The sequence below is a fragment of the Streptomyces sp. NPDC104313 genome, assembly GCF_055583985.1.
Window position 1 is genome coordinate 314,049 of record NZ_JBVJMW010000005.1, and the last position, 18,026, is coordinate 332,074.

Genomic DNA, 18,026 nt, shown 5'->3' on the forward strand with positions numbered 1-18,026 from the left:
TCCACGACATCCTGCCGAGAAGACGGAGACACCCCACCATGAGCCTGATGTCCGCCGAGTCCGTCCTGCGCGTCGAGAAGGGTCACGCCGACCCCGAGGAGCTGGCGGCCATCACCGCCGTCCTGATGGCCCGCGCCGCCGCCCGGCCGCCCGTCCCCGCCCACCGCGGCCGTGACACCGCCGGCTGGCGCCGCCTGGAGCGCACCCCGGGCTTCCGCGCACCGCACAGCTGGCAGGGCTGACCCCCCTCGCAGGCCGTACGGAGAAGGGCCCCGCACTCCTCGGGAGTGCGGGGCCCTTCTCCGTAGACGGCCGGTGTCCTAGCGCAGTCGCGCCATCAGGGCGTGCTCGACCAGCGTGATGAGCGCGCTCTTGGCGTCCGCGCGGTGCCGGGCGTCCGTCGTCAGGATCGGGGTGTCGGGCCCGATCTGGAGCGCCTCGCGTACCTCGTCGGGGGTGTAGGGCTGGTATCCGTCGAAGCCGTTGAGGGCGATGACGAAGGGGAGCCCGCTGTTCTCGAAGTAGTCGACGGCGGGGAAGCAGTCGGCGAGGCGGCGGGTGTCGACGAGGACGACGGCGCCGATGGCGCCGCGGACCAGGTCGTCCCACATGAACCAGAAGCGGTCCTGTCCCGGTGTACCGAAGAGGTACAGGATCAGGTCCTGGTCCAGGGTGATGCGTCCGAAGTCCATCGCGACGGTGGTCGTCGTCTTGTCCCCGGTGTGGGTCAGATCGTCGATGCCCGCCGAGGCGGACGTCATCACGGCTTCGGTGCGCAGCGGATTGATCTCCGAAACGGCACCGACAAACGTGGTCTTACCCACGCCGAAGCCCCCTGCCACCACGATCTTCGCCGAGGTAGTGGAGCGGGCCGCTCCGCCGCTAGAGCTTGCGAAGTCCACTGAGCACCCTTTCGAGCAGTGTCACATCTGGCTGGCCACCGGCGGCCTCGTCGCCGCCGGGCTGATGGATAGCGACGAGTCCGGCCTCGGCCAGGTCGGCGACGAGGATCCGGGCAACGCCGAGGGGGATCGAGAGAAGGGCCGAGATCTCGGCGACCGACTTGATCTCGATGCAGAGCCGGCAGATCCGCTGGTGCTCGGGCAACTGCCCTTGCAGCCGGGACAGATCGGCCGTGGTGCTGACCAGCGCCTCGATGGCGAGCTGGTAACGCGGTCGGGTCCGGCCGCCGGTCATGGCGTACGGACGGACCAGCGGGTTGTGCGCGGCGGGCTGGGCGGGCTCGGGAGCCCGCCGCTGCTGCACCGGCTGCATGCGCGGCTGCTGGGGTGCGTCGTACCGCTGGGGCTGCTGCGGTTGCCCCGGCCACCCCGCCCCCGGCTGCGGCGGGGGCCACTCGGACCCCTGCGCGCCGTGAGCACCCTGCTGTTGGTGCTGCGGCTCCTGGTACGGCTGGTACGGCTGGTACGGCTGGTACTGGCCGGGGCCCTGCCCGCCAGGTGCGGCAGGGAAGCCGAAACGGTTGTCACCGTGCTCACCCGGAACCCTGTGGTCACCGTTGTACGGGTGTCCGCCTGTGGGTGCTGCCACGTCTCCTCCTCCGACTGCCGGTCACCGATCCCAGTGCGGCCGCGCCACCGCACTTTATGGCGCGGTGGCGAGAAACGCACTGTCTGTCTACTAGCTAAGAAGACTTCCCTGAAGTTCGGCGCGGAGGTCCGGAGTCAGGACTCCGCCCGCGCGGTCTACCAGAAGGGCCATTTCATACCCAACCAGACCGATATCGGCGTCCGGGTGGGCCAGAACGGCGAGTGAGGATCCGTCGGAGATGGACATGAGGAAGAGAAATCCCCGCTCCATCTCCACAACGGTCTGATTCACGGCGCCGCCCTCGAAGATCCGTGAGGCGCCCGCGGTCAGCGACGTCAGACCGGAGGCGACGGCCGCCAGCTGGTCGGCGCGGTCGCGCGGGAAACCCTCGGACATCGCCAGCAGGAGTCCGTCGGCGGAGACCACCACCGTGTGCGACACCCCGGGGGTGTTGTCCACGAAATTGGTGATCAACCAGTTGAGATTCTGCGCCGCCTGGCTCATCGGGCTCACACTAACGCTCCTGGTTGTAGGTGGTACTGGTGTCCGAACCCTCGCTGCGTCCCCGCTGGATCCCCCGCCGCAGGTTGCTCAACCTGCCGCGGACGTCCTCGGGCGCGCGGGAGACCTGTGGGCCGCCCTGCTGGGTCTGCTCCGCCGTGCCCTCGACCAAGTTGGCCTTGGGAACGCGCCGGGGGAGGCCGGAGGGGGTGATTCCGCCCGCCTTCGGCTCACGGAGCTTCTCGGCCCGCTGCCAGCGCTCGTCATTCGTCGAACGCCAGTCGTCGGTGCCGTCCCCGTCCGTCTGCGGGTCCTGCCGCTGTTCCTGCTGCGGCTGGGCCCCCGGAGTCGGATCGGGCTGGTCGTTGCCGCGGCCGCCGGGGCCGGGCTGCCAGTGCTGCTGACCGCCGCGGCGCGGCAGACCGGCTTCGGTCAGCTCGTGGCCGACGTTCGGGGTGGGTCCCGGACGGTCGAAGCCTACGCGCTCCGAAGGCTCTGCGGGCGTGCTCGGAACAGATTCCGATTCGACGGGAGCAATCGGCTCATAAGCGTGTTGAAAACCGCTCTGAACAGGCCAATCATCTTGGTGGGACTGGTCCGGCGAAGCCGCGTACGGGTCGGCGTACTGGCCCTGCTGGGCATGCTGATCGGCATATGCCGATTCCGGATAACCACCCCCCGGGTGCTGCTGCGCGTATCCGTCCCCGGCACCGTACGGCTGCTGCGGCTGCTGCCCGTACTGGTCCTGGCCGTAGCGATCGTCGGCGTGACCCTGTTGCTGCTGCCCGCCGTACGGGTCGCCCGCGTACGACTCCGGCGCGTAGCCCCGCTGTTCCCGGGAGCTGTCCCCGAACGGGCCGCCCGGGCCCGCCTGGGCCTCCAGGGCCGCCCTGCGCTCCTCGCGTATCAGCGAGCGGTTGAGCGGGTCCAGCTGACCGGGTTCCGCCGGGGGCTCGTAGCGCGAGTCGTCGAAGCCGAGCTCCGCCGCCGTGCGCATCGAGGCCTGCTGCGGCGCCGGCTCGAAGGCCTGCTGCTGCTCGGGGATGATCGAGGAGACGCTGAAGTCGTCCTGGCCGGTGCCCGGTTCGCCACCGCCACCGTGGGTGATGGCGTCCGGCAGCATGACCAGCGAGGTGGTTCCGGCCTGCTCGCCCGAGGGGCGCAGCTGGACCCGGATCCCGTGCCGGTCGGCCAGTCGGCCGACCACGAACAGGCCCATGCGCTGCGACACCGCGGCGTCCACGGTCGGCGGGTTGGCCAGCTTGTGGTTGATGTCGGCGAAGTCCTCGGCGGTGAGGCCGATGCCCTTGTCGTGGATCTCGACCATGACGCGGCCGTCGGGCAGCCGGGTCGCGTTGACCCTGACCTTCGTCTGCGGAGAGGAGAACGTGGTGGCGTTCTCCAGGAGCTCGGCCAGCAGGTGCACGAGGTCGGTGACGGCCTGGCCGTGGATCTCGCTCTCCGGCACGCCGGTCAGCTGGATGCGCTCGTAGGACTCCACCTCGGAGGAGGCGGCCCGCAGGACGTCCACCAGCGGTACCGGCTGGTTCCAGCGGCGGCCGGGCTCCTCGCCCGCGAGGACGAGGAGGTTCTCGCCGTTGCGGCGCATCCGGGTGGCCAGGTGGTCCAGCTTGAAGAGGCTCTCCAACTGGTCCGGGTCGGCCTCGTTGTTCTCCAGGTCGGTGATGAGGGTCAGCTGGCCCTCGATGAGCGACTGGTTGCGGCGCGAGAGGTTCGTGAAGATCGCGTTGACGTTGCCCCTCAGCATGGCCTGCTCGGCTGCGAGCCGGACGGCCTCGCGGTGCACCTGGTCGAAGGCGCGGGCGACCTCGCCGATCTCGTCCCGTGTGGTGATCGGGATGGGCTGCACCCGGGTGTCGACCCGGCCCGGGTCGGTGCGCGACAACTGGTCGACGAGGGTGGGCAGCCGCTGCTCGGCGATGCCGAAGGCGGCGGTACGCAACTGGCGCATGGAGCGGCTCATCTGGCGGGCCATGAGCCCGGCCAGGAGGAAGGCGGCCAGCAGCGCGATGACGACGATCAGGCCGTTGACGATGGCGTCGGTCTTGGCGTCGGAGGAGATGCTCGCGGCCTCGTCCACCGCCTTGGTGACCAGCTCGTCCTCGACGGTGGCGTACCCCTCGAACTTCGCGGTCGCCGCGGCCATCCAGGTCGCGGGCGTGATGCCCTTGGCTGCCAGGTCCTCGGGGTCCTGCCCCTGGCCGATCTCCCGGGCCATACCGTCGAAGACCGAGCCGTCGATGCTCGGCGGGGCCACGAAGGTCTCGCCCGCGGCCTCGGCCTGGTCCTTGGCCGCCTTGAGCTGCTTGGCGCCCTCGGCGGCCTGGCCGGCCATGACCTGCTTGAGACGGTCGACGTCGGCCTGGGTGCCGCCGGAATTGAACTCGCCCAGCGCGATCTGCTCCAGGTAGTTGTACGAGCCGAAGGCCTTGACCTGGTCGTTGTACGTACCCGGCTTCTTGCTCGGGCGCACCAGAAGGTGCATGCCGATCGAGCGCTGAAGCGATTCTGCAGCCTTGGACAGCTCGATCGCGTAGACGGTACGGCCGTAACTGGTGATGTTGCCGGTGCCGAGGCCGAGCTCGTTGGAGAACTCCATCAGCGAGTGCTGGACCTGGACGTAGCCCTCTTCGGTCTTCACCGGGTCCAGCGCCTGGGAGTAGGCGACCTTGCGCAGCTCGGGAAGCCCCGGTTCCTCGCCCTTGAAGAGCTTCAGACGGCGCTCCAGGCCCGGCTTCGCGGGCATGCCCTTCACCGCGGCGTCGAACTTCCGCGCCGCCTCGTCCGTGGTGGCCCGGGTCTGCTCGACCACATCGGCGTCACGGTCGCCCGAGAGCAGCGGCTCGGCGGTGAGGTCCCGCTCGTTCAGGAGCGCCTGCCCGTAGTCGGACGCGGCACGCACGACGACCGCGGTCCTCTCGGCATCCTGCGCCTCGCTCCAGGTGTCGATGGAGCCCTTCACCTGGAAGCCGCCCATGACGAGGCCGACCAGCACCGGGATCAGGAGGATCGCGTTCAGCCGGGTGGCCACCCGCCAGTTGCGCGGGGACATCCGGCTGGTGCTGCCACCACCGGTCGGTTCCGTGCCCGGCGCACCCGCAGGAGACGCCACAGCGCGCGACGGCGGGGTGAAGTTGCCCCGCTCGGGCTGCGCCGCGGAGCCCTCGTTGCTTCGCCTCACTCGACCAACAACCTCTCGGCGTCGGCACCTACGCTGTGCCGGATTATTCGTTCAGGGCCGTACTACTGGGGAGTTCGTCGAATTGCAGCACGGGGACCGGCCCCGTTCCAAACACTCGGAACCGGCGATTCCACGTGGCCCGGACCTCAGATAAAACGGGCATAAAGAGCGAGCCCCGTCAAATGGCGGGGCTCATGTGAGCGCAGTGGCACCGAATGGATGCGTCGGGTGGCGGAGAGGAGTCAATTCTCTGTCGAAACGTTATGAACACGGGGGCGGATCGTGTCAAACGACACAGGCCGCCCCCGCGTGACTACGGCAACTTCCGTATGCCGATATCGACTTAACCCTGGTGGAAGAACTACTTCAGGCGTGCCATCAGCGCGTGCTCGACCAGCGTGATCAGGCCGCTCTTGGCGTCCGCCCGGTGACGGGCGTCCGTGGTGATGATGGGTGCGTCGGGTCCGATCTGGAGCGCCTCGCGTACCTCGTCGGGGGTGTAGGGCTGGTGTCCGTCGAAGCCGTTGAGGGCGATGACGAAGGGGAGCCCGCTGTTCTCGAAGTAGTCGACGGCGGGGAAGCAGTCGGCGAGGCGGCGGGTGTCGACGAGGACGACGGCGCCGATGGCGCCGCGGACCAGGTCGTCCCACATGAACCAGAAGCGGTCCTGACCGGGTGTACCGAAGAGGTACAGGATCAGGTCCTGGTCGAGCGTGATGCGTCCGAAGTCCATCGCGACGGTGGTCGTCGTCTTGTCCCCGGTGTGGGTCAGATCGTCGATGCCCGCCGAGGCGGACGTCATGACGGCCTCGGTGCGCAGCGGGTTGATCTCCGACACGGCCCCGACGAACGTGGTCTTGCCCACGCCGAAGCCGCCCGCCACCACGATCTTCGCAGAAGTGGTGGCGCGGCCCGTACTGCCGCTAGAGCTTGCGAAGTCCACTGAGCACCCTTTCGAGCAGTGTCACATCCGGCGCGCCGCCGGCCTCTCCGTTGCCCGGCTGGTGGATGGCCACCATGCCGGCTTCCGCCAGGTCCGCCACCAGGATCCGGGCGACGCCGAGCGGCATCGACAGCAGCGCCGACACCTCCGCCACCGACTTGACCTCACGGCAGAGGTGGCAGATCCGCTGGTGCTCGGGGAGCAGGGTCCCCAGATGCGCGGGGTCTGCCGTCGTGCTGACCAGTGCCTCTATCGCGAGCTGGTAGCGCGGCCGGGTCCGGCCGCCGGTCATGGCATAAGGACGAACCAGCGGCTGGTCGCCTTCCCCGTCGTACGACGCGTGGTGCAGTGCGCCGTACGGATCGGGTGAGGCGGGTGGCGGGGTCATGAATCCTCCGGGCGTGACAGCAGGTTCTCGGCTTGCCGTCTGCAAGGGGCCGGTGAGGGGACTGAAGCGGCCTGACGGGTGAGGGTTGTGGGCATTACCTGGGGGGATCGTGTCGTGAATCCGCTGGATGGCCGCCTAGTGGAGCAGACTTCCTTGGAGTTCGGCGCGGAGGTCGGGCGTGAGGACGGTGCCCGCACGGTCGACCAGGAGGGCCATCTCGTACCCGACCAGACCGATGTCGGCGTCCGGGTGGGCCAGAACGGCGAGTGAGGATCCGTCGGAGATGGACATGAGGAAGAGAAATCCCCGCTCCATCTCCACAACCGTCTGACTGACCGCGCCGCCCTCGAAGATCCGGGACGCACCCGCGGTCAGCGAGGTGAGACCGGACGCGACCGCTGCGAGCTGGTCGGCGCGGTCGCGCGGGAAACCTTCGGACATCGCCAGCAGCAGGCCATCCGCGGAGACCACCACCGTGTGGGACACCCCTGGGGTGTTGTCCACGAAGTTGGTGATCAGCCAGTTCAGATTCTGCGCGGCCTGACTCATGGGGCTCAACTAACGCTCCTGCTGGTGAGTGGGGCCGAGATGGATACTGCCGGTCTGCGGGCCGTTGTTGGCCTGCCGACCCTGCTGGATGCCCCGGCGGAGATTGGTCAGACGACCGCGCACGTCATCGGGCGCGCGCGAAACCTGTGGTCCGGACTGGTGATTCTGCTGCTGTGCGGTCCCCGGAACCAAATTGGCGCGGGGAACACGGCGGGGCAGCCCGGAAGTGGTGACCCCGCCGGCGGCGGGCTTCTTGACCCGCTCGGCCTGGCGTACGAGTTCGTCGTTGGGCGAGGCCCGCCACGAGCTGGTGGCCGGGGGGTCCGCCGCACCACGCTGAGGCATGGGCGGGAGGGGCACACCGGAGGACTCCGGAGCGGCCGGCGCCTGCGGTTCGGCGGGCGGCTGCTGGCCGCCCTGGCCCGGACCGTGGAACCAGTTCGTCTCCAGGGTGTCGTACAGCGGCGTACGGCCGTCCCCCGGACCGGCCGGCGGCAGGGCCTCCGGCTGCTGGGGCTGCTGCGGCAGCGCCGGACGCGGCGCACCGAAGTCGTTGCCCTCCGGACCGCGCTGACGCGGCGCGGGCAGCTGCTGACCCTGGTCGTACTGCCCCTGCCCCTGCCCCTGCTGATTCTGGTCCGGCTGGCGCGGGACACCGAAGTCGGGCCGCGCGAACTGCGCGGTGCTCGCGGGGTCCTGGCCCAGCGGAGAGCCCTGCGGGAACGACCGGTCCTGGGGAGCCCCCGGCGCCGAGAAGCCGGGCCGGGCGAACTCCGAGGTCGCGCCGGGGTCCTGGCGGTCGTCCGACGGCCGCTGGCTCAGCGCGGCGTTGAACGACGGGTCCTGGCCGAGGCCTGCCGGACGGGCGAACTGCCCGGTCGCGTCGTGCTCCTCGTGACCGCGCGGCGTGTCGGCGCCCCAGCTGGTGGTCGCCGGCCGCTGCGGCTGCGGGTTGCCCCCGGGCAGTTCGGCACGCGGTCCACCGGGCGGCGGCAGCTGACGGCCGGGGCCGCCGGGCTGCTGGAAACCGCCCTGGGCGGGGCCGCTCTGCTCCTGAGGACCCTGCGGCTGCTGCCCTCCGGGGCCCTGCTGGTTCTGCTGGTTCGACTGGTTCTGCCAGCCGGACGGGTTCGGCTGGTTCGGCTGGATCTGCGGTGCGAACTGACCCGGGCGTCCGATCTGCCCGGGGGAGGGCGGAGCACTGTGCCCGAACAGGTTGGTCGCCTCACCGCGGCCCGGGGCCTCGCCCTGCGGGCCGCCCTGGCCGCCGCGGGCGCCGAGCCGGGCACTGTTGCCGAAGGCGCCGGAGAGGCCGCCGCCCTGGCGCTGGGGTGCCGGGCCCTGACCCGGGAAGTCCTGGCCCGGTCCGCCGTTGTTCGGCTGGCCGCCGCCCTGAGGGCCCTGCGGACGGCCGGCTCCGCTGTCCCGGGCCGGCAGCGCCGCCCGGGGACCCGCACCCGCGCCGACCTGGCCGCGCTGAGCACCCGGCGCACCGCCGAGACTCTTGGTGCCCGGACCGCCCGGTCCGCCGCCCAGGCCCGCGCGCTGGCCGTTGCCCGCGCCGTTCCCGTTGCCCGCGAGCAGACCGCCCGGGGCGCCGGACTGCGGTCCGGGGCCCTGCTTGGACGGGGGCTGCTTGCCGCCGTGTGCGACATCGACGGGCAGCATGACCAGCGCGGTCGTACCGCCGGAGTCGGAGGGGCGCAGCTGGATGCGGATGCCGTGACGCAGCGACAGCCGGCCGACCACGAACAGACCCATGCGGCGGGAGACGGAGACGTCCACGGTGGGCGGCTGCGCGAGCCGCTCGTTGATCGCGGCGAGGTCCTCGGGGGAGAGGCCGATGCCGGTGTCGTGGATCTCGACGAGCACCCGCCCGTCGGGCAGCGCGTGACCGGTGACCTTGACCTTCGTCTGCGGCGAGGAGAACGACGTCGCGTTCTCCAACAGCTCGGCGAGCAGGTGCACGAGGTCGTTCACGACCCGGCCGGCGACCTCGGTGGCGGGCACCGCGGTCAGCTCGATGCGCTCGTACTGCTCCACCTCGGAGGCGGCGGCGCGGAGCACGTCGACCAGCGGGACGGGCCGGGTCCACCGGCGTCCCGGTTCCTCGCCGGCGAGGACGAGGAGGTTCTCGCCGTTACGGCGCATACGGGTCGCGAGGTGGTCGAGCTTGAAGAGCGAGGACAGCTGGTCCGGGTCGGCCTCGCGGGACTCCAGCTCGGAGATGAGTGAGAGCTGGCGCTGGATGAGGCCCTGGGAGCGGCGCGAGAGGTTGGTGAACATCGCGTTGACGTTGCCCCGGAGGAGGGCCTGCTCGGCGGCGAGGCGGACGGCCTCGCGGTGCACGTCGTCGAAGGCCGCGGCCACCTGGCCGATCTCGTCCCGGGAGTGCACGCCGACCGACTCGACGGAGGTGTCGACGTCCTGCGGGTCGGTCTCGGAGAGCTGCTTGACGAGCTCGGGCAGCCGGTCCTGGGCGACCCGGGTGGCGGTGTCCTGGAGGCGTCGCAGCGAACGGATCATGGAGCGGGCCACCACGAAGGCGCCGACGAGCGAGACGCCGAGCACGATGAGGATGACCGCACCGTTGACGATCGCCTCGCGCTGGGAGGCCTGGCGCAGCTCGCGGGCCTTGGCCTCCATGTCGCTGAGGAGGGTGGCCTCGATCGTCTCCATGGCCTTGATCTTGATGGTGCTCTGGTCGTACCAGTCCAGGTACGACCGGACCTGCTTGCCCTCGATCCCGTTCGTGGTGTCCAGGATCCGCTTGGCGTACATGTTCCCGGCGTTGATCTCCGGGTTGCCGTTGTCCAGGGGCTCCATGAGCTCCTCGGCGCTCTCCCCGGTCGTCCCGTAGATCGTCTTGAACGAGGTGAGGGCCCGGGACTCCTTGGCGAGCGCGTTGGAGCCGAACTGCCGGTCGTTCGGGTTGAGGTGCGGCTCCTTCACCGAACCGCCCGGCAGCGCCGCGGCGATGACGGCGCGCTGGACCGAGGCGTACTCCTTGGCGGAGGAGAACGCGGCCAGGGCCCGGGTCCGCTTGATCATGTCCGGGTTGCTGGTCGCCTGCGCCATGTCCTGCGAGAGGCTCAGCAGCGAGGTGATCAGCTGGTTGTACTGGTCGATGGTGTTGAGGCTCGGTGCGCCCTCTTCGTACGCCGTCTTGCGGATCGTACGGATGGTGCCGAGCTGGGAGGCGATCTGCGAGATGCTCGCGTGGATGCTGTCGAGCGCCTCGTCGCCCTCGGAGTCACCGATGGAGTCGGTCTCGTCGAGGAAGGCGTCCTTGGCCCGGTCGGTCTTGTCCCGGGGCCCGGTGACCTTGTAGTCGGTGGGCTTGGACTTGTTGGACAGCGGACCGGCCGACTGGTCGCGCTCCACCTGCAGCGCCTGGGCGAGCGAGGTCGCCTGCTTGGTCATCTTCGTCAGCAGCTGCATGTGTTCCAGCTGCTGCATGTCGGTCATGGACTCGTTGATCCTCAGACCGCCCAGGCTGGTCGCGGCGACCACGGGGAGAGCGAGGAGCGAGACCAGTCGCGTGCTGATGCGCCAGTTACGGAGTGCCATCCGCGAACCCGTGTCGACCGGGCCGCGCGGCTGTGCGGGCGTGTTCGGCTCTGTGCCGCCGCTCGTCGTGGAGCCCGAGCGCTGCGCACGGTCGCTGTTGTCGCCGGCGGCGGCCGGCCCGGGGTTCTGGGCGTGCTGGGGCGAGGAACCGCGGTCGGTCCCGCCGCGCGGCTCCTGTTCCGCCGGAGCGCTGCCATCCCTCTTGAAACGTCCCTGCACTAGCGTCGCAACCTCTGGACCAGGCGTCCCGCCCGCGTGTGCGGACAAGAACGGTGTCGGCGTCGTGGGGCACTGGACGCGCCCCATGGGTGGTCGTATGAATGACCGGCGTGCTTCCCCCTCCCGCCGCCTCACGGCGCTGCGTTGCGCCCCTGCGCGCCGGACCTGCAAACCCGCGGCGGTGCGTGGAATTGCAGCACAGTGCAGGATCTCCAACAAGGGCCGTGTACCGGGCTGTGACCTGCGTGACACGTTGTGATGGGCGCGTAACAAACAGTGGGGGGTGATGGTGAGTAAAGCAGACTATTGCGGAGAATTCGCCTGGGTGCGAAGGGTGCCCCAGACGCGATGATCAGGAGCGGAATGGTGGATTCAGTAAGGTAATGTCCGTTTTCCGGGCCGTGACCAACTGTCCACAATGGGTCAATTGTCGATTAGTTCGTGAGCAAACTCACATGATGATCGTTGACTCATCCCGGCTCCGGTGGGGAATCGGATGTTTAGCCTGACGCTTTACAGGGATGGCGAATCCGACAAGCCGGCGCCGCTACCAGCGGCGCCCTCACCGACAGGGTCCTGACGGCAGATGAAGACGACGACGATGTTCCGCAACATTGCCAACCCCCGGCGCACCACGCTGGCGCACCTCAAGGACGCCGAAGCGCTGCGGACGCCCCCCCAGCCGGAGCACACCGCCGACCTGCCGACCGTGACGGCCAACCCGCGCCGCACCATCCTGATGGAAGCCCCGGTCGCGGTCGCCCGCTAGTACCCGCGATGCGCGAGGCCGTCCCCCCTCACCGCGTTAGCCTGGAGCGTCAGTCTTCAGCCAGCCAGCAAGTGAGGGGCGACAGCATCCCGTGCGCATCGCCAGGTTCTCCATCGACGGCAATGTCGCCTTCGGCGCCGTCGAGGGACAGGGCACCGTGGAATCCGGTGACCTCGTCCTCGACATCATCAAAGGCATTCCGTACGCCGACTTCGAGCTCTCGGGCACCAAGGTCCCGCTGAACAAGGTCCGGCTGCTGCCCCCCGTGCTCCCCAACAAGGTCGTGGGCATCGGCCGCAACTACGCGGAGCACGCCGCCGAACTCGGCCACGAGGTCCCCGACGCGCCGATCACCTTCCTCAAGCCCACCACCTCGGTGATCGGCTCCGGCGACGCGATCGAGTACCCCTCCTTCTCCAGCGAAGTGCACTACGAGGCCGAGCTGGCCGTGGTCATCGGCCGCATGTGCCGTGAGGTCCCCCGCGAGCGCGTCAAGGACGTCATCCTCGGCTACACCTGCGCCAACGACGTCACCGCCCGCGATGTGCAGCGGCGCGAGAAGCAGTGGACCCGCGCCAAGGGTTTCGACACCTCCTGCCCGCTGGGCCCCTGGGTGGAGACCGACGTGGACCCCCACGACCTCACCATCCAGGCGACGGTCAACGGCGAGCAGCGACAGCTCGGCCGCACCAGCGACATGGTCCGCTCCATCGAGGACCTGATCGTCCACATCACGGACGCCATGACACTGCTCCCGGGCGATGTGATCCTCACGGGCACCCCCGCGGGGGTCGGACCCCTGAACATCGGCGACGAGGTCGCCGTCACCATCGAAGGCATCGGCACTCTCACCAACAAGGTGATCAAGCGTGGCTAACGCACCCTTCCCCAAGCTCTCGGCTCCGCTCGACCAGGGGAGGCCCCATCGCGTACGTTTCTGTCCCTCCCCGACCGGCAACCCCCACGTGGGCCTGGTCCGGACGGCGCTCTTCAACTGGGCCTTCGCCCGGCACCACCAAGGCACCCTGGTCCTCCGGATCGAGGACACCGACGCGGCGCGCGACTCGGAGGAGTCCTACCAGCAGCTGCTCGACTCGATGCGCTGGCTGGGCCTGGACTGGGACGAGGGCCCCGAGGTCGGCGGCCCGCACGCCCCCTACCGCCAGTCGCAGCGGATGGACCTGTACAGGGACGTCGCCGAGAAGCTGCTCGACGCCGGGTACGCCTACCCCTGCTACTGCACCACCGAGGAGCTGGACACCCGCCGCGACGCCGCCCGCGCCGCCGGGAAGCCGTCCGGTTACGACGGCCACTGCCGCGACCTCTCCGCCGAGCGGAAGGCCGCGTACGAGGCCGAGGGCCGCAGCTCGATCGTCCGCTTCCGGATGCCCGACGAGGCCATCACCTTCACCGACCTGGTCCGCGGTGACATCACCGTCCAGCCGGAGAACGTCCCGGACTACGGCATCGTCCGCGCCAACGGGGCCCCGCTCTACACGCTGGTCAACCCGGTCGACGACGCGCTGATGGAGATCACCCACGTCCTGCGCGGCGAGGACCTGCTCTCCTCCACCCCGCGCCAGATCGCCCTGTACCGGGCGCTCATCGAGCTGGGCATCGCCAAGGACACCCCGGCCTTCGGCCACCTCCCGTACGTCATGGGCGAGGGCAACAAGAAGCTCTCCAAGCGCGACCCGCAGGCCTCCCTCAACCTCTACCGCGAGCGCGGGTTCCTCCCCGAGGGGCTGCTGAACTACCTCTCGCTGCTCGGCTGGTCGATCGCCGAGGACCGCGACGTCTTCTCGGTGGACGAGCTGATCGCCGCGTTCGACATCAAGGACGTCAACGCCAACCCGGCCCGCTTCGACCTCAAGAAGTGCGAGCACATCAACGCCGAGCACATCCGCATGCTGGATGTGAAGGCCTTCACCGAGGCCTGCGGCCCCTGGCTGCGGGCGCCCTTCGCCCCCTGGGCCCCGGAATCCTTCGACGCGGAGAAGTGGACGCGGATCGCCCCCTACGCCCAGACCCGGGTCACGGTGCTCTCCGACATCACCGACAACGTCGACTTCCTCTTCCTCGACGCGCCGGTCCAGGACGAGGCGTCCTGGACCAAGGCGATGAAGGGCGATCCGGTCGCCCTTCTGACCACGGCCCGCGCCAACCTGGAAGCGGCCGACTGGAGCGACCCGGAGTCCCTGAAGAACGCCGTCCTCACCGCCGGTGAGGCCCACGGTCTCAAGCTCGGCAAGGCGCAGGCCCCGGTCCGCGTCGCCGTCACCGGCCGCACCGTCGGCCTGCCGCTCTTCGAGTCCCTGGAGATCCTGGGTCGCGACAAGAGCCTGGCCCGCGTGGACGCGGCGCTGGCGAAGCTGACCGCGTAACAAGCGACACCCCCGGGGAGGGCCGCGGCCGGCCGGCCGCGGCCCTCCCCGGCTTTTCCTCCCGCGGCCGCCCGTCGGCGGTTACCGTGAGATCCATGCCGATCCGCGCCGTGCTCTGGGACATCGACGACACGATCTTCGACTACGCGGGCGCCGCCCGCACCGGGATGCGGCAGCACCTGGAGCGCGAGGGCTTCCCCGGGACCCACGTCTCGATGGAAGGGGCCCTCGACACCTGGCAGGAGCTGAGCGTCCGGCACTGGGCGCGCATGGCCGCCGGTGAGACGGACTTCCCCGGACAGCGCCGGGACCGGGTGCGGGAGTTCCTCTCGCGGGACCTCCGGGACGCAGAGGCCGACGCGTGGTTCGATCGTCACGCCGCTCACTACGAGGCCGCCTGGGCGCTCTTTCCGGACGTGCTGCCCGTGCTCGACCTGCTGTCCCGCGACTACCGCCACGGGATCCTGTCCAACGCCAACACCGACCACCAGCACCACAAGCTGACCGCGCTCGGCGTGCGGGACCGCTTCGAGGTGATGGTCTGTGCGGTCGAGCTGGGGATCTCCAAGCCGGAGGCTGGCGCCTTCCTCGCGGCGTGCGAGGCGCTCGATCTGGACCCGCGCGAAGTGGCGTACGTGGGCAACGAGCCCGATATCGACGCGAGCGGGGCCGTCGCCGCCGGTCTGACGGGCATCTGGCTCGACCGGCTGGGAAGAGGCGGGAGGCCGGATCTCGTGACGATCACCGGGCTCGACCAGCTGCCCGGTCTGCTGGCGGGCCATACCCGTTTTGGAGCGCCGGACACCTTCGGGTAATGTTCTTTCTGCGCCGCCCGAGCGGGCCGAAAGATTCGGCCGGGAAGCGCAGACAGAGATGAAACCCCCGCCAGGGGTTGTGTTTCAGTGGGCTATGGTGTAATTGGCAACACTACGGTTTCTGGTACCGTCATTCTAGGTTCGAGTCCTGGTAGCCCAGCGTAAGACCAAGCAGTACGAGCAAGATCAGCAGGACACGCCCCCGTTGTGTAGCGGCCTAGCACGCTGCCCTCTCACGGCAGTAGCGCCGGTTCGAATCCGGTCGGGGGTACAGATCCTTCCCGCGAGAACGTCTGGGTCGCACCCACGCTCTCGATGCAGGATCGCTAGGGCCCCCGTTGTGTAGCGGCCTAGCACGCTGCCCTCTCACGGCAGTAGCGCCGGTTCGAATCCGGTCGGGGGTACTTGTCACACTATGGGCTATGGTGTAATTGGCAACACTACGGTTTCTGGTACCGTCATTCTAGGTTCGAGTCCTGGTAGCCCAGCGCAAGTCAGCAGTAATCACGCCCCCGTTGTGTAGCGGCCTAGCACGCTGCCCTCTCACGGCAGTAGCGCCGGTTCAAATCCGGTCGGGGGTACAACAGAGCGGTACGGGAAGGCCCTTCACCTCGGTGGGGGGCCTTCCCGCTTGTCGGGAGCGGAGTGCCCTACGCCAAGTCGTCCGCCCGGCACCGTGGTTGCGCCCGGCGGGGGAGGAGTCCGGACAAGGAGAAAGGGCCGCCACGACGCTGGGGCGGCCTTCCGGAAGTTCGGCGGCAGAAGCGCGTGGGCGTCAGCCCGTGCGGCGCAGGGCCTCGCTCAGCCGTGCCGCCGAGTCGATGACCGCCTGGGCGTGCATCCGGCCCGGGTGGCGGGTCAGCCGCTCGATCGGCCCGGAGACCGAGACCGCCGCGACCACCCGGTTCGAGGGGCCGCGGACCGGAGCGGAGACCGAGGCGACGCCCGGCTCCCGCTCGCCGATCGACTGGGCCCAGCCCCGCCGCCGTACGCCGGAGAGCGCCGTCGCCGTGAACCTGGCGCCCTGGAGACCCCGGTGCAGGCGCTCCGGCTCCTCCCAGGCCATCAGGATCTGGGCGGAGGAGCCCGCCTTCATCGTGAGGGTCGAGCCGACCGGCACCGTGTCCCGGAGTCCGGACAGTCGTTCCGCCGCCGCCACGCAGATGCGCATGTCGCCCTGGCGGCGGTAGAGCTGCGCGCTCTCGCCGGTGATGTCGCGCAGGTGGGTGAGCACCGGTCCGGCCGTGGCCAGCAGGCGGTCCTCGCCCGCCGCGGCTGCCAGTTCCGACAGCCGGGGGCCGAGAATGAACCTGCCCTGCATATCCCTCGCCACCATCCGGTGGTGTTCCAGTGCCACGGCCAGCCGATGGGCCGTGGGCCGTGCGAGCCCGGTCGCCGCGACCAGCCCGGCGAGGGTGGCCGGACCGGACTCCAGGGCGCTCAATACCAGAGCTGCCTTGTCGAGAACGCCGACGCCGCTAGAGTTGTCCATACGACGATACTCCCGTCTCACTCTGTGAAACGCAAGTTCAATTTTCGGCGGAAGTTGCGAACCTGTGGGGGCGGCCGCACAACGGCTCGTAGCCACCGCCCCGCACGGGGGTCCGGGCGGCGGCGCACCGAATCTCTAGTTGGGCCGGCGAAGGCGCCGGCCGGAGGGAAAGCGATGGGTAGGACACTCGCGGAGAAGGTCTGGGACGACCATGTCATCCCCAAGCTCTCGACCTCGCTCGACCAGGGGAGCCCCCACTGGCGCGCGGAGGGCGAGCCCGACCTTCTCTTCATCGATCTGCACCTGCTGCACGAGGTGACCAGCCCGCAGGCCTTCGACGGGCTGCGCCAGGCCGGACGTCCGGTGCGGCGCCTCGACCTCACCATCGCCACCGAGGACCACAACACCCCGACCCTCGACATCGACAAGCCGATCGCCGACCCGGTCTCGCGCGCCCAGCTGGAGACCCTGCGCAAGAACTGCGCGGACTTCGGCGTCCGGCTGCACCCGCTGGGCGACGTCGAGCAGGGCGTCGTGCACGTGGTCGGCCCGCAGCTGGGGCTGACCCAGCCCGGCACCACCGTGGTCTGCGGCGACTCGCACACCTCCACGCACGGCGCCTTCGGCGCGCTGGCGTTCGGCATCGGCACCAGTCAGGTGGAGCACGTCCTCGCCACCCAGACGCTGCCGCTGGCCCGCCCGAAGACCATGGCCATCACGGTCGAGGGCGAACTGCCCGAGGAGGTCACCGCGAAGGACCTGATCCTGGCGATCATCGCCCGGATCGGCACCGGCGGCGGCCAGGGCTACATCCTCGAATACCGCGGCGCCGCCATCGAGAAGTTCTCGATGGAGGCCCGGATGACCATCTGCAACATGTCGATCGAGGCCGGCGCCCGCGCGGGCATGATCGCCCCGGACGCCACCACCTTCGACTACCTCAAGGGCCGCGACCACGCCCCCGAGGGTGAGGACTGGGACGCCGCCGTCGCGTACTGGGAGACCCTGCGCTCCGACGACGACGCGGTGTTCGACGCCGAGGTCGTCATCGACGCCACCGAACTGGCCCCGTTCGTCACCTGGGGCACCAACCCCGGCCAGGGCGCGCCCCTGTCGGCCAGCGTCCCCGACCCGGCTTCGTACGAGGACGCCTCGGAGCGCTTCGCCGCCGAAAAGGCCCTGGAGTACATGGGCTTGACCGCCGGGCAGCCGCTGCGCGAGATCAACGTCGACACCGTCTTCGTAGGTTCGTGCACCAACGGCCGCATCGAGGACCTGCGCAACGCGGCCTCGATCCTGGACGGCCGTAAAGTCGCCAGTGGCGTACGGATGCTGGTCGTCCCCGGCTCGGTCCGGGTCGCGCTCCAGGCCGTCTCCGAGGGTCTGGACAAGGTCTTCACCGAGGCCGGCGCCGAATGGCGGCACGCGGGTTGCTCGATGTGCCTCGGTATGAACCCCGACCAGCTGGCCCCCGGTGAGCGCTCCGCCTCCACCTCGAACCGTAACTTCGAGGGCCGCCAGGGCAAGGGCGGCCGCACCCACCTGGTCTCGCCCCAGGTCGCCGCCGCCACCGCGGTGCTGGGCCATCTGGCCTCGCCCGCCGACCTGTCCGACGCCCGTACCCCCGCCGGAGTCCGATAGCC

15 protein-coding genes and 5 tRNA genes are annotated in these 18,026 nt (G+C 69.8%); 11 read left to right on the top strand and 9 right to left on the bottom strand.

The genetic code is table 11. The features are described from left to right. The first annotated feature begins 38 nt into the window (after nucleotides 1–38). Nucleotides 39–242 carry an acyl-CoA carboxylase subunit epsilon gene (locus tag ACZ60Q_RS14870; RefSeq protein WP_469633433.1) on the top strand — a complete coding sequence of 68 codons (204 nt, stop codon included), beginning with the start codon at nucleotides 39–41 and terminating at the stop codon, nucleotides 240–242. A gap of 78 nt (nucleotides 243–320) precedes the next feature. Here ACZ60Q_RS14870 and ACZ60Q_RS14875 read toward each other — a convergent pair whose 3' ends face one another. From ACZ60Q_RS14875 to ACZ60Q_RS14910, 8 genes are all read right to left on the bottom strand, one after another. Then, nucleotides 321–902, bottom strand: a complete 582-nt coding sequence (locus ACZ60Q_RS14875) for a GTP-binding protein (protein ID WP_469633436.1) — start codon at nucleotides 900–902, stop codon at nucleotides 321–323. Beyond that, a complete protein-coding gene (locus tag ACZ60Q_RS14880) occupies nucleotides 883–1,551 on the bottom strand; it encodes a DUF742 domain-containing protein (RefSeq protein ID WP_469633439.1) in 669 nt (222 codons plus the stop codon). Before ACZ60Q_RS14880 ends, ACZ60Q_RS14875 begins: the two co-directional genes overlap by 20 nt. Before the next feature lie 90 nt (nucleotides 1,552–1,641). After that, nucleotides 1,642–2,055, bottom strand: coding sequence for a roadblock/LC7 domain-containing protein (locus ACZ60Q_RS14885; protein WP_469633442.1), 414 nt, complete (start codon nucleotides 2,053–2,055; stop codon nucleotides 1,642–1,644). Between the two features lie 10 nt (nucleotides 2,056–2,065). Next, nucleotides 2,066–5,254, bottom strand: a complete 3,189-nt coding sequence (locus ACZ60Q_RS14890) for a nitrate- and nitrite sensing domain-containing protein (protein ID WP_469633444.1) — start codon at nucleotides 5,252–5,254, stop codon at nucleotides 2,066–2,068. A gap of 361 nt (nucleotides 5,255–5,615) precedes the next feature. Next, the gene (locus ACZ60Q_RS14895) at nucleotides 5,616–6,197 is read right to left on the bottom strand and encodes a GTP-binding protein (RefSeq protein WP_469633447.1); all 582 of its coding nucleotides are present in this window, start codon (nucleotides 6,195–6,197) and stop codon (nucleotides 5,616–5,618) included. After that, nucleotides 6,178–6,585 (bottom strand): DUF742 domain-containing protein, encoded by a 408-nt coding sequence (locus ACZ60Q_RS14900; RefSeq protein WP_003966010.1) that lies wholly within the window; start codon nucleotides 6,583–6,585, stop codon nucleotides 6,178–6,180. The genes ACZ60Q_RS14895 and ACZ60Q_RS14900 overlap by 20 nt, the downstream gene beginning before the upstream one ends. Nucleotides 6,586–6,720: 135 nt before the next feature. Next, nucleotides 6,721–7,134 (bottom strand): roadblock/LC7 domain-containing protein, encoded by a 414-nt coding sequence (locus ACZ60Q_RS14905; RefSeq protein ID WP_006127850.1) that lies wholly within the window; start codon nucleotides 7,132–7,134, stop codon nucleotides 6,721–6,723. 9 nt (nucleotides 7,135–7,143) lie between these two features. Continuing rightward, entirely contained in the window at nucleotides 7,144–10,923 is a 3,780-nt protein-coding gene (locus ACZ60Q_RS14910; protein WP_469633450.1) for a sensor histidine kinase, read from the bottom strand. Between the two features lie 586 nt (nucleotides 10,924–11,509). Between ACZ60Q_RS14910 and ACZ60Q_RS14915 the strand changes: the two genes are divergently transcribed. From ACZ60Q_RS14915 to ACZ60Q_RS14955, 9 genes are all read left to right on the top strand, one after another. Further along, a complete protein-coding gene (locus ACZ60Q_RS14915; protein WP_469633453.1) occupies nucleotides 11,510–11,692 on the top strand; it encodes a hypothetical protein in 183 nt (60 codons plus the stop codon). A 91-nt stretch (nucleotides 11,693–11,783) separates the two neighbouring features. Continuing rightward, entirely contained in the window at nucleotides 11,784–12,569 is a 786-nt protein-coding gene (locus ACZ60Q_RS14920; protein ID WP_469633456.1) for a fumarylacetoacetate hydrolase family protein, read from the top strand. After that, a complete protein-coding gene (gene gltX, locus ACZ60Q_RS14925) occupies nucleotides 12,562–14,076 on the top strand; it encodes a glutamate--tRNA ligase (protein ID WP_469633458.1) in 1,515 nt (504 codons plus the stop codon). The genes ACZ60Q_RS14920 and gltX overlap by 8 nt, the downstream gene beginning before the upstream one ends. A gap of 95 nt (nucleotides 14,077–14,171) precedes the next feature. Then, a complete protein-coding gene (locus ACZ60Q_RS14930) occupies nucleotides 14,172–14,891 on the top strand; it encodes an HAD family hydrolase (protein ID WP_469633461.1) in 720 nt (239 codons plus the stop codon). Between the two features lie 88 nt (nucleotides 14,892–14,979). Further along, nucleotides 14,980–15,051, top strand: a tRNA-Gln gene (locus ACZ60Q_RS14935). 38 nt (nucleotides 15,052–15,089) lie between these two features. Further along, nucleotides 15,090–15,162, top strand: a tRNA-Glu gene (locus ACZ60Q_RS14940). A 60-nt stretch (nucleotides 15,163–15,222) separates the two neighbouring features. Then, nucleotides 15,223–15,295: transfer RNA gene (locus tag ACZ60Q_RS14945), tRNA-Glu, on the top strand. A gap of 12 nt (nucleotides 15,296–15,307) precedes the next feature. Next, nucleotides 15,308–15,379 (top strand) — tRNA-Gln (locus tag ACZ60Q_RS14950). A gap of 20 nt (nucleotides 15,380–15,399) precedes the next feature. Continuing rightward, nucleotides 15,400–15,472, top strand: a tRNA-Glu gene (locus ACZ60Q_RS14955). 194 nt (nucleotides 15,473–15,666) lie between these two features. On the opposite strand, the gene ndgR is transcribed toward ACZ60Q_RS14955, so the two are convergent. After that, nucleotides 15,667–16,383, bottom strand: coding sequence for an IclR family transcriptional regulator NdgR (gene ndgR, locus ACZ60Q_RS14960; RefSeq protein WP_003966003.1), 717 nt, complete (start codon nucleotides 16,381–16,383; stop codon nucleotides 15,667–15,669). Between the two features lie 174 nt (nucleotides 16,384–16,557). Between ndgR and leuC the strand changes: the two genes are divergently transcribed. Continuing rightward, nucleotides 16,558–18,024, top strand: a complete 1,467-nt coding sequence (gene leuC / locus ACZ60Q_RS14965; RefSeq protein ID WP_469633464.1) for a 3-isopropylmalate dehydratase large subunit — start codon at nucleotides 16,558–16,560, stop codon at nucleotides 18,022–18,024. The last annotated feature ends 2 nt before the right edge of the window (nucleotides 18,025–18,026 follow it).

What these genes read in the sequence shown, in the direction of transcription:
- ACZ60Q_RS14870 (WP_469633433.1), top strand. Translation starts at nt 39, where the DNA reads ATGAGCCTGATGTCCGCCGAGTCCGTCCTGCGCGTCGAGAAGGGTCAC.
- ACZ60Q_RS14885 (WP_469633442.1), bottom strand. Translation starts at nt 2,055, where the DNA reads ATGAGCCAGGCGGCGCAGAATCTCAACTGGTTGATCACCAATTTCGTG.
- ACZ60Q_RS14900 (WP_003966010.1), bottom strand. Translation starts at nt 6,585, where the DNA reads ATGACCCCGCCACCCGCCTCACCCGATCCGTACGGCGCACTGCACCAC.
- ACZ60Q_RS14905 (WP_006127850.1), bottom strand. Translation starts at nt 7,134, where the DNA reads ATGAGTCAGGCCGCGCAGAATCTGAACTGGCTGATCACCAACTTCGTG.
- ACZ60Q_RS14915 (WP_469633453.1), top strand. Translation starts at nt 11,510, where the DNA reads ATGAAGACGACGACGATGTTCCGCAACATTGCCAACCCCCGGCGCACC.
- ACZ60Q_RS14930 (WP_469633461.1), top strand. Translation starts at nt 14,172, where the DNA reads ATGCCGATCCGCGCCGTGCTCTGGGACATCGACGACACGATCTTCGAC.
- ndgR (WP_003966003.1), bottom strand. Translation starts at nt 16,383, where the DNA reads ATGGACAACTCTAGCGGCGTCGGCGTTCTCGACAAGGCAGCTCTGGTA.
- leuC (WP_469633464.1), top strand. Translation starts at nt 16,558, where the DNA reads ATGGGTAGGACACTCGCGGAGAAGGTCTGGGACGACCATGTCATCCCC.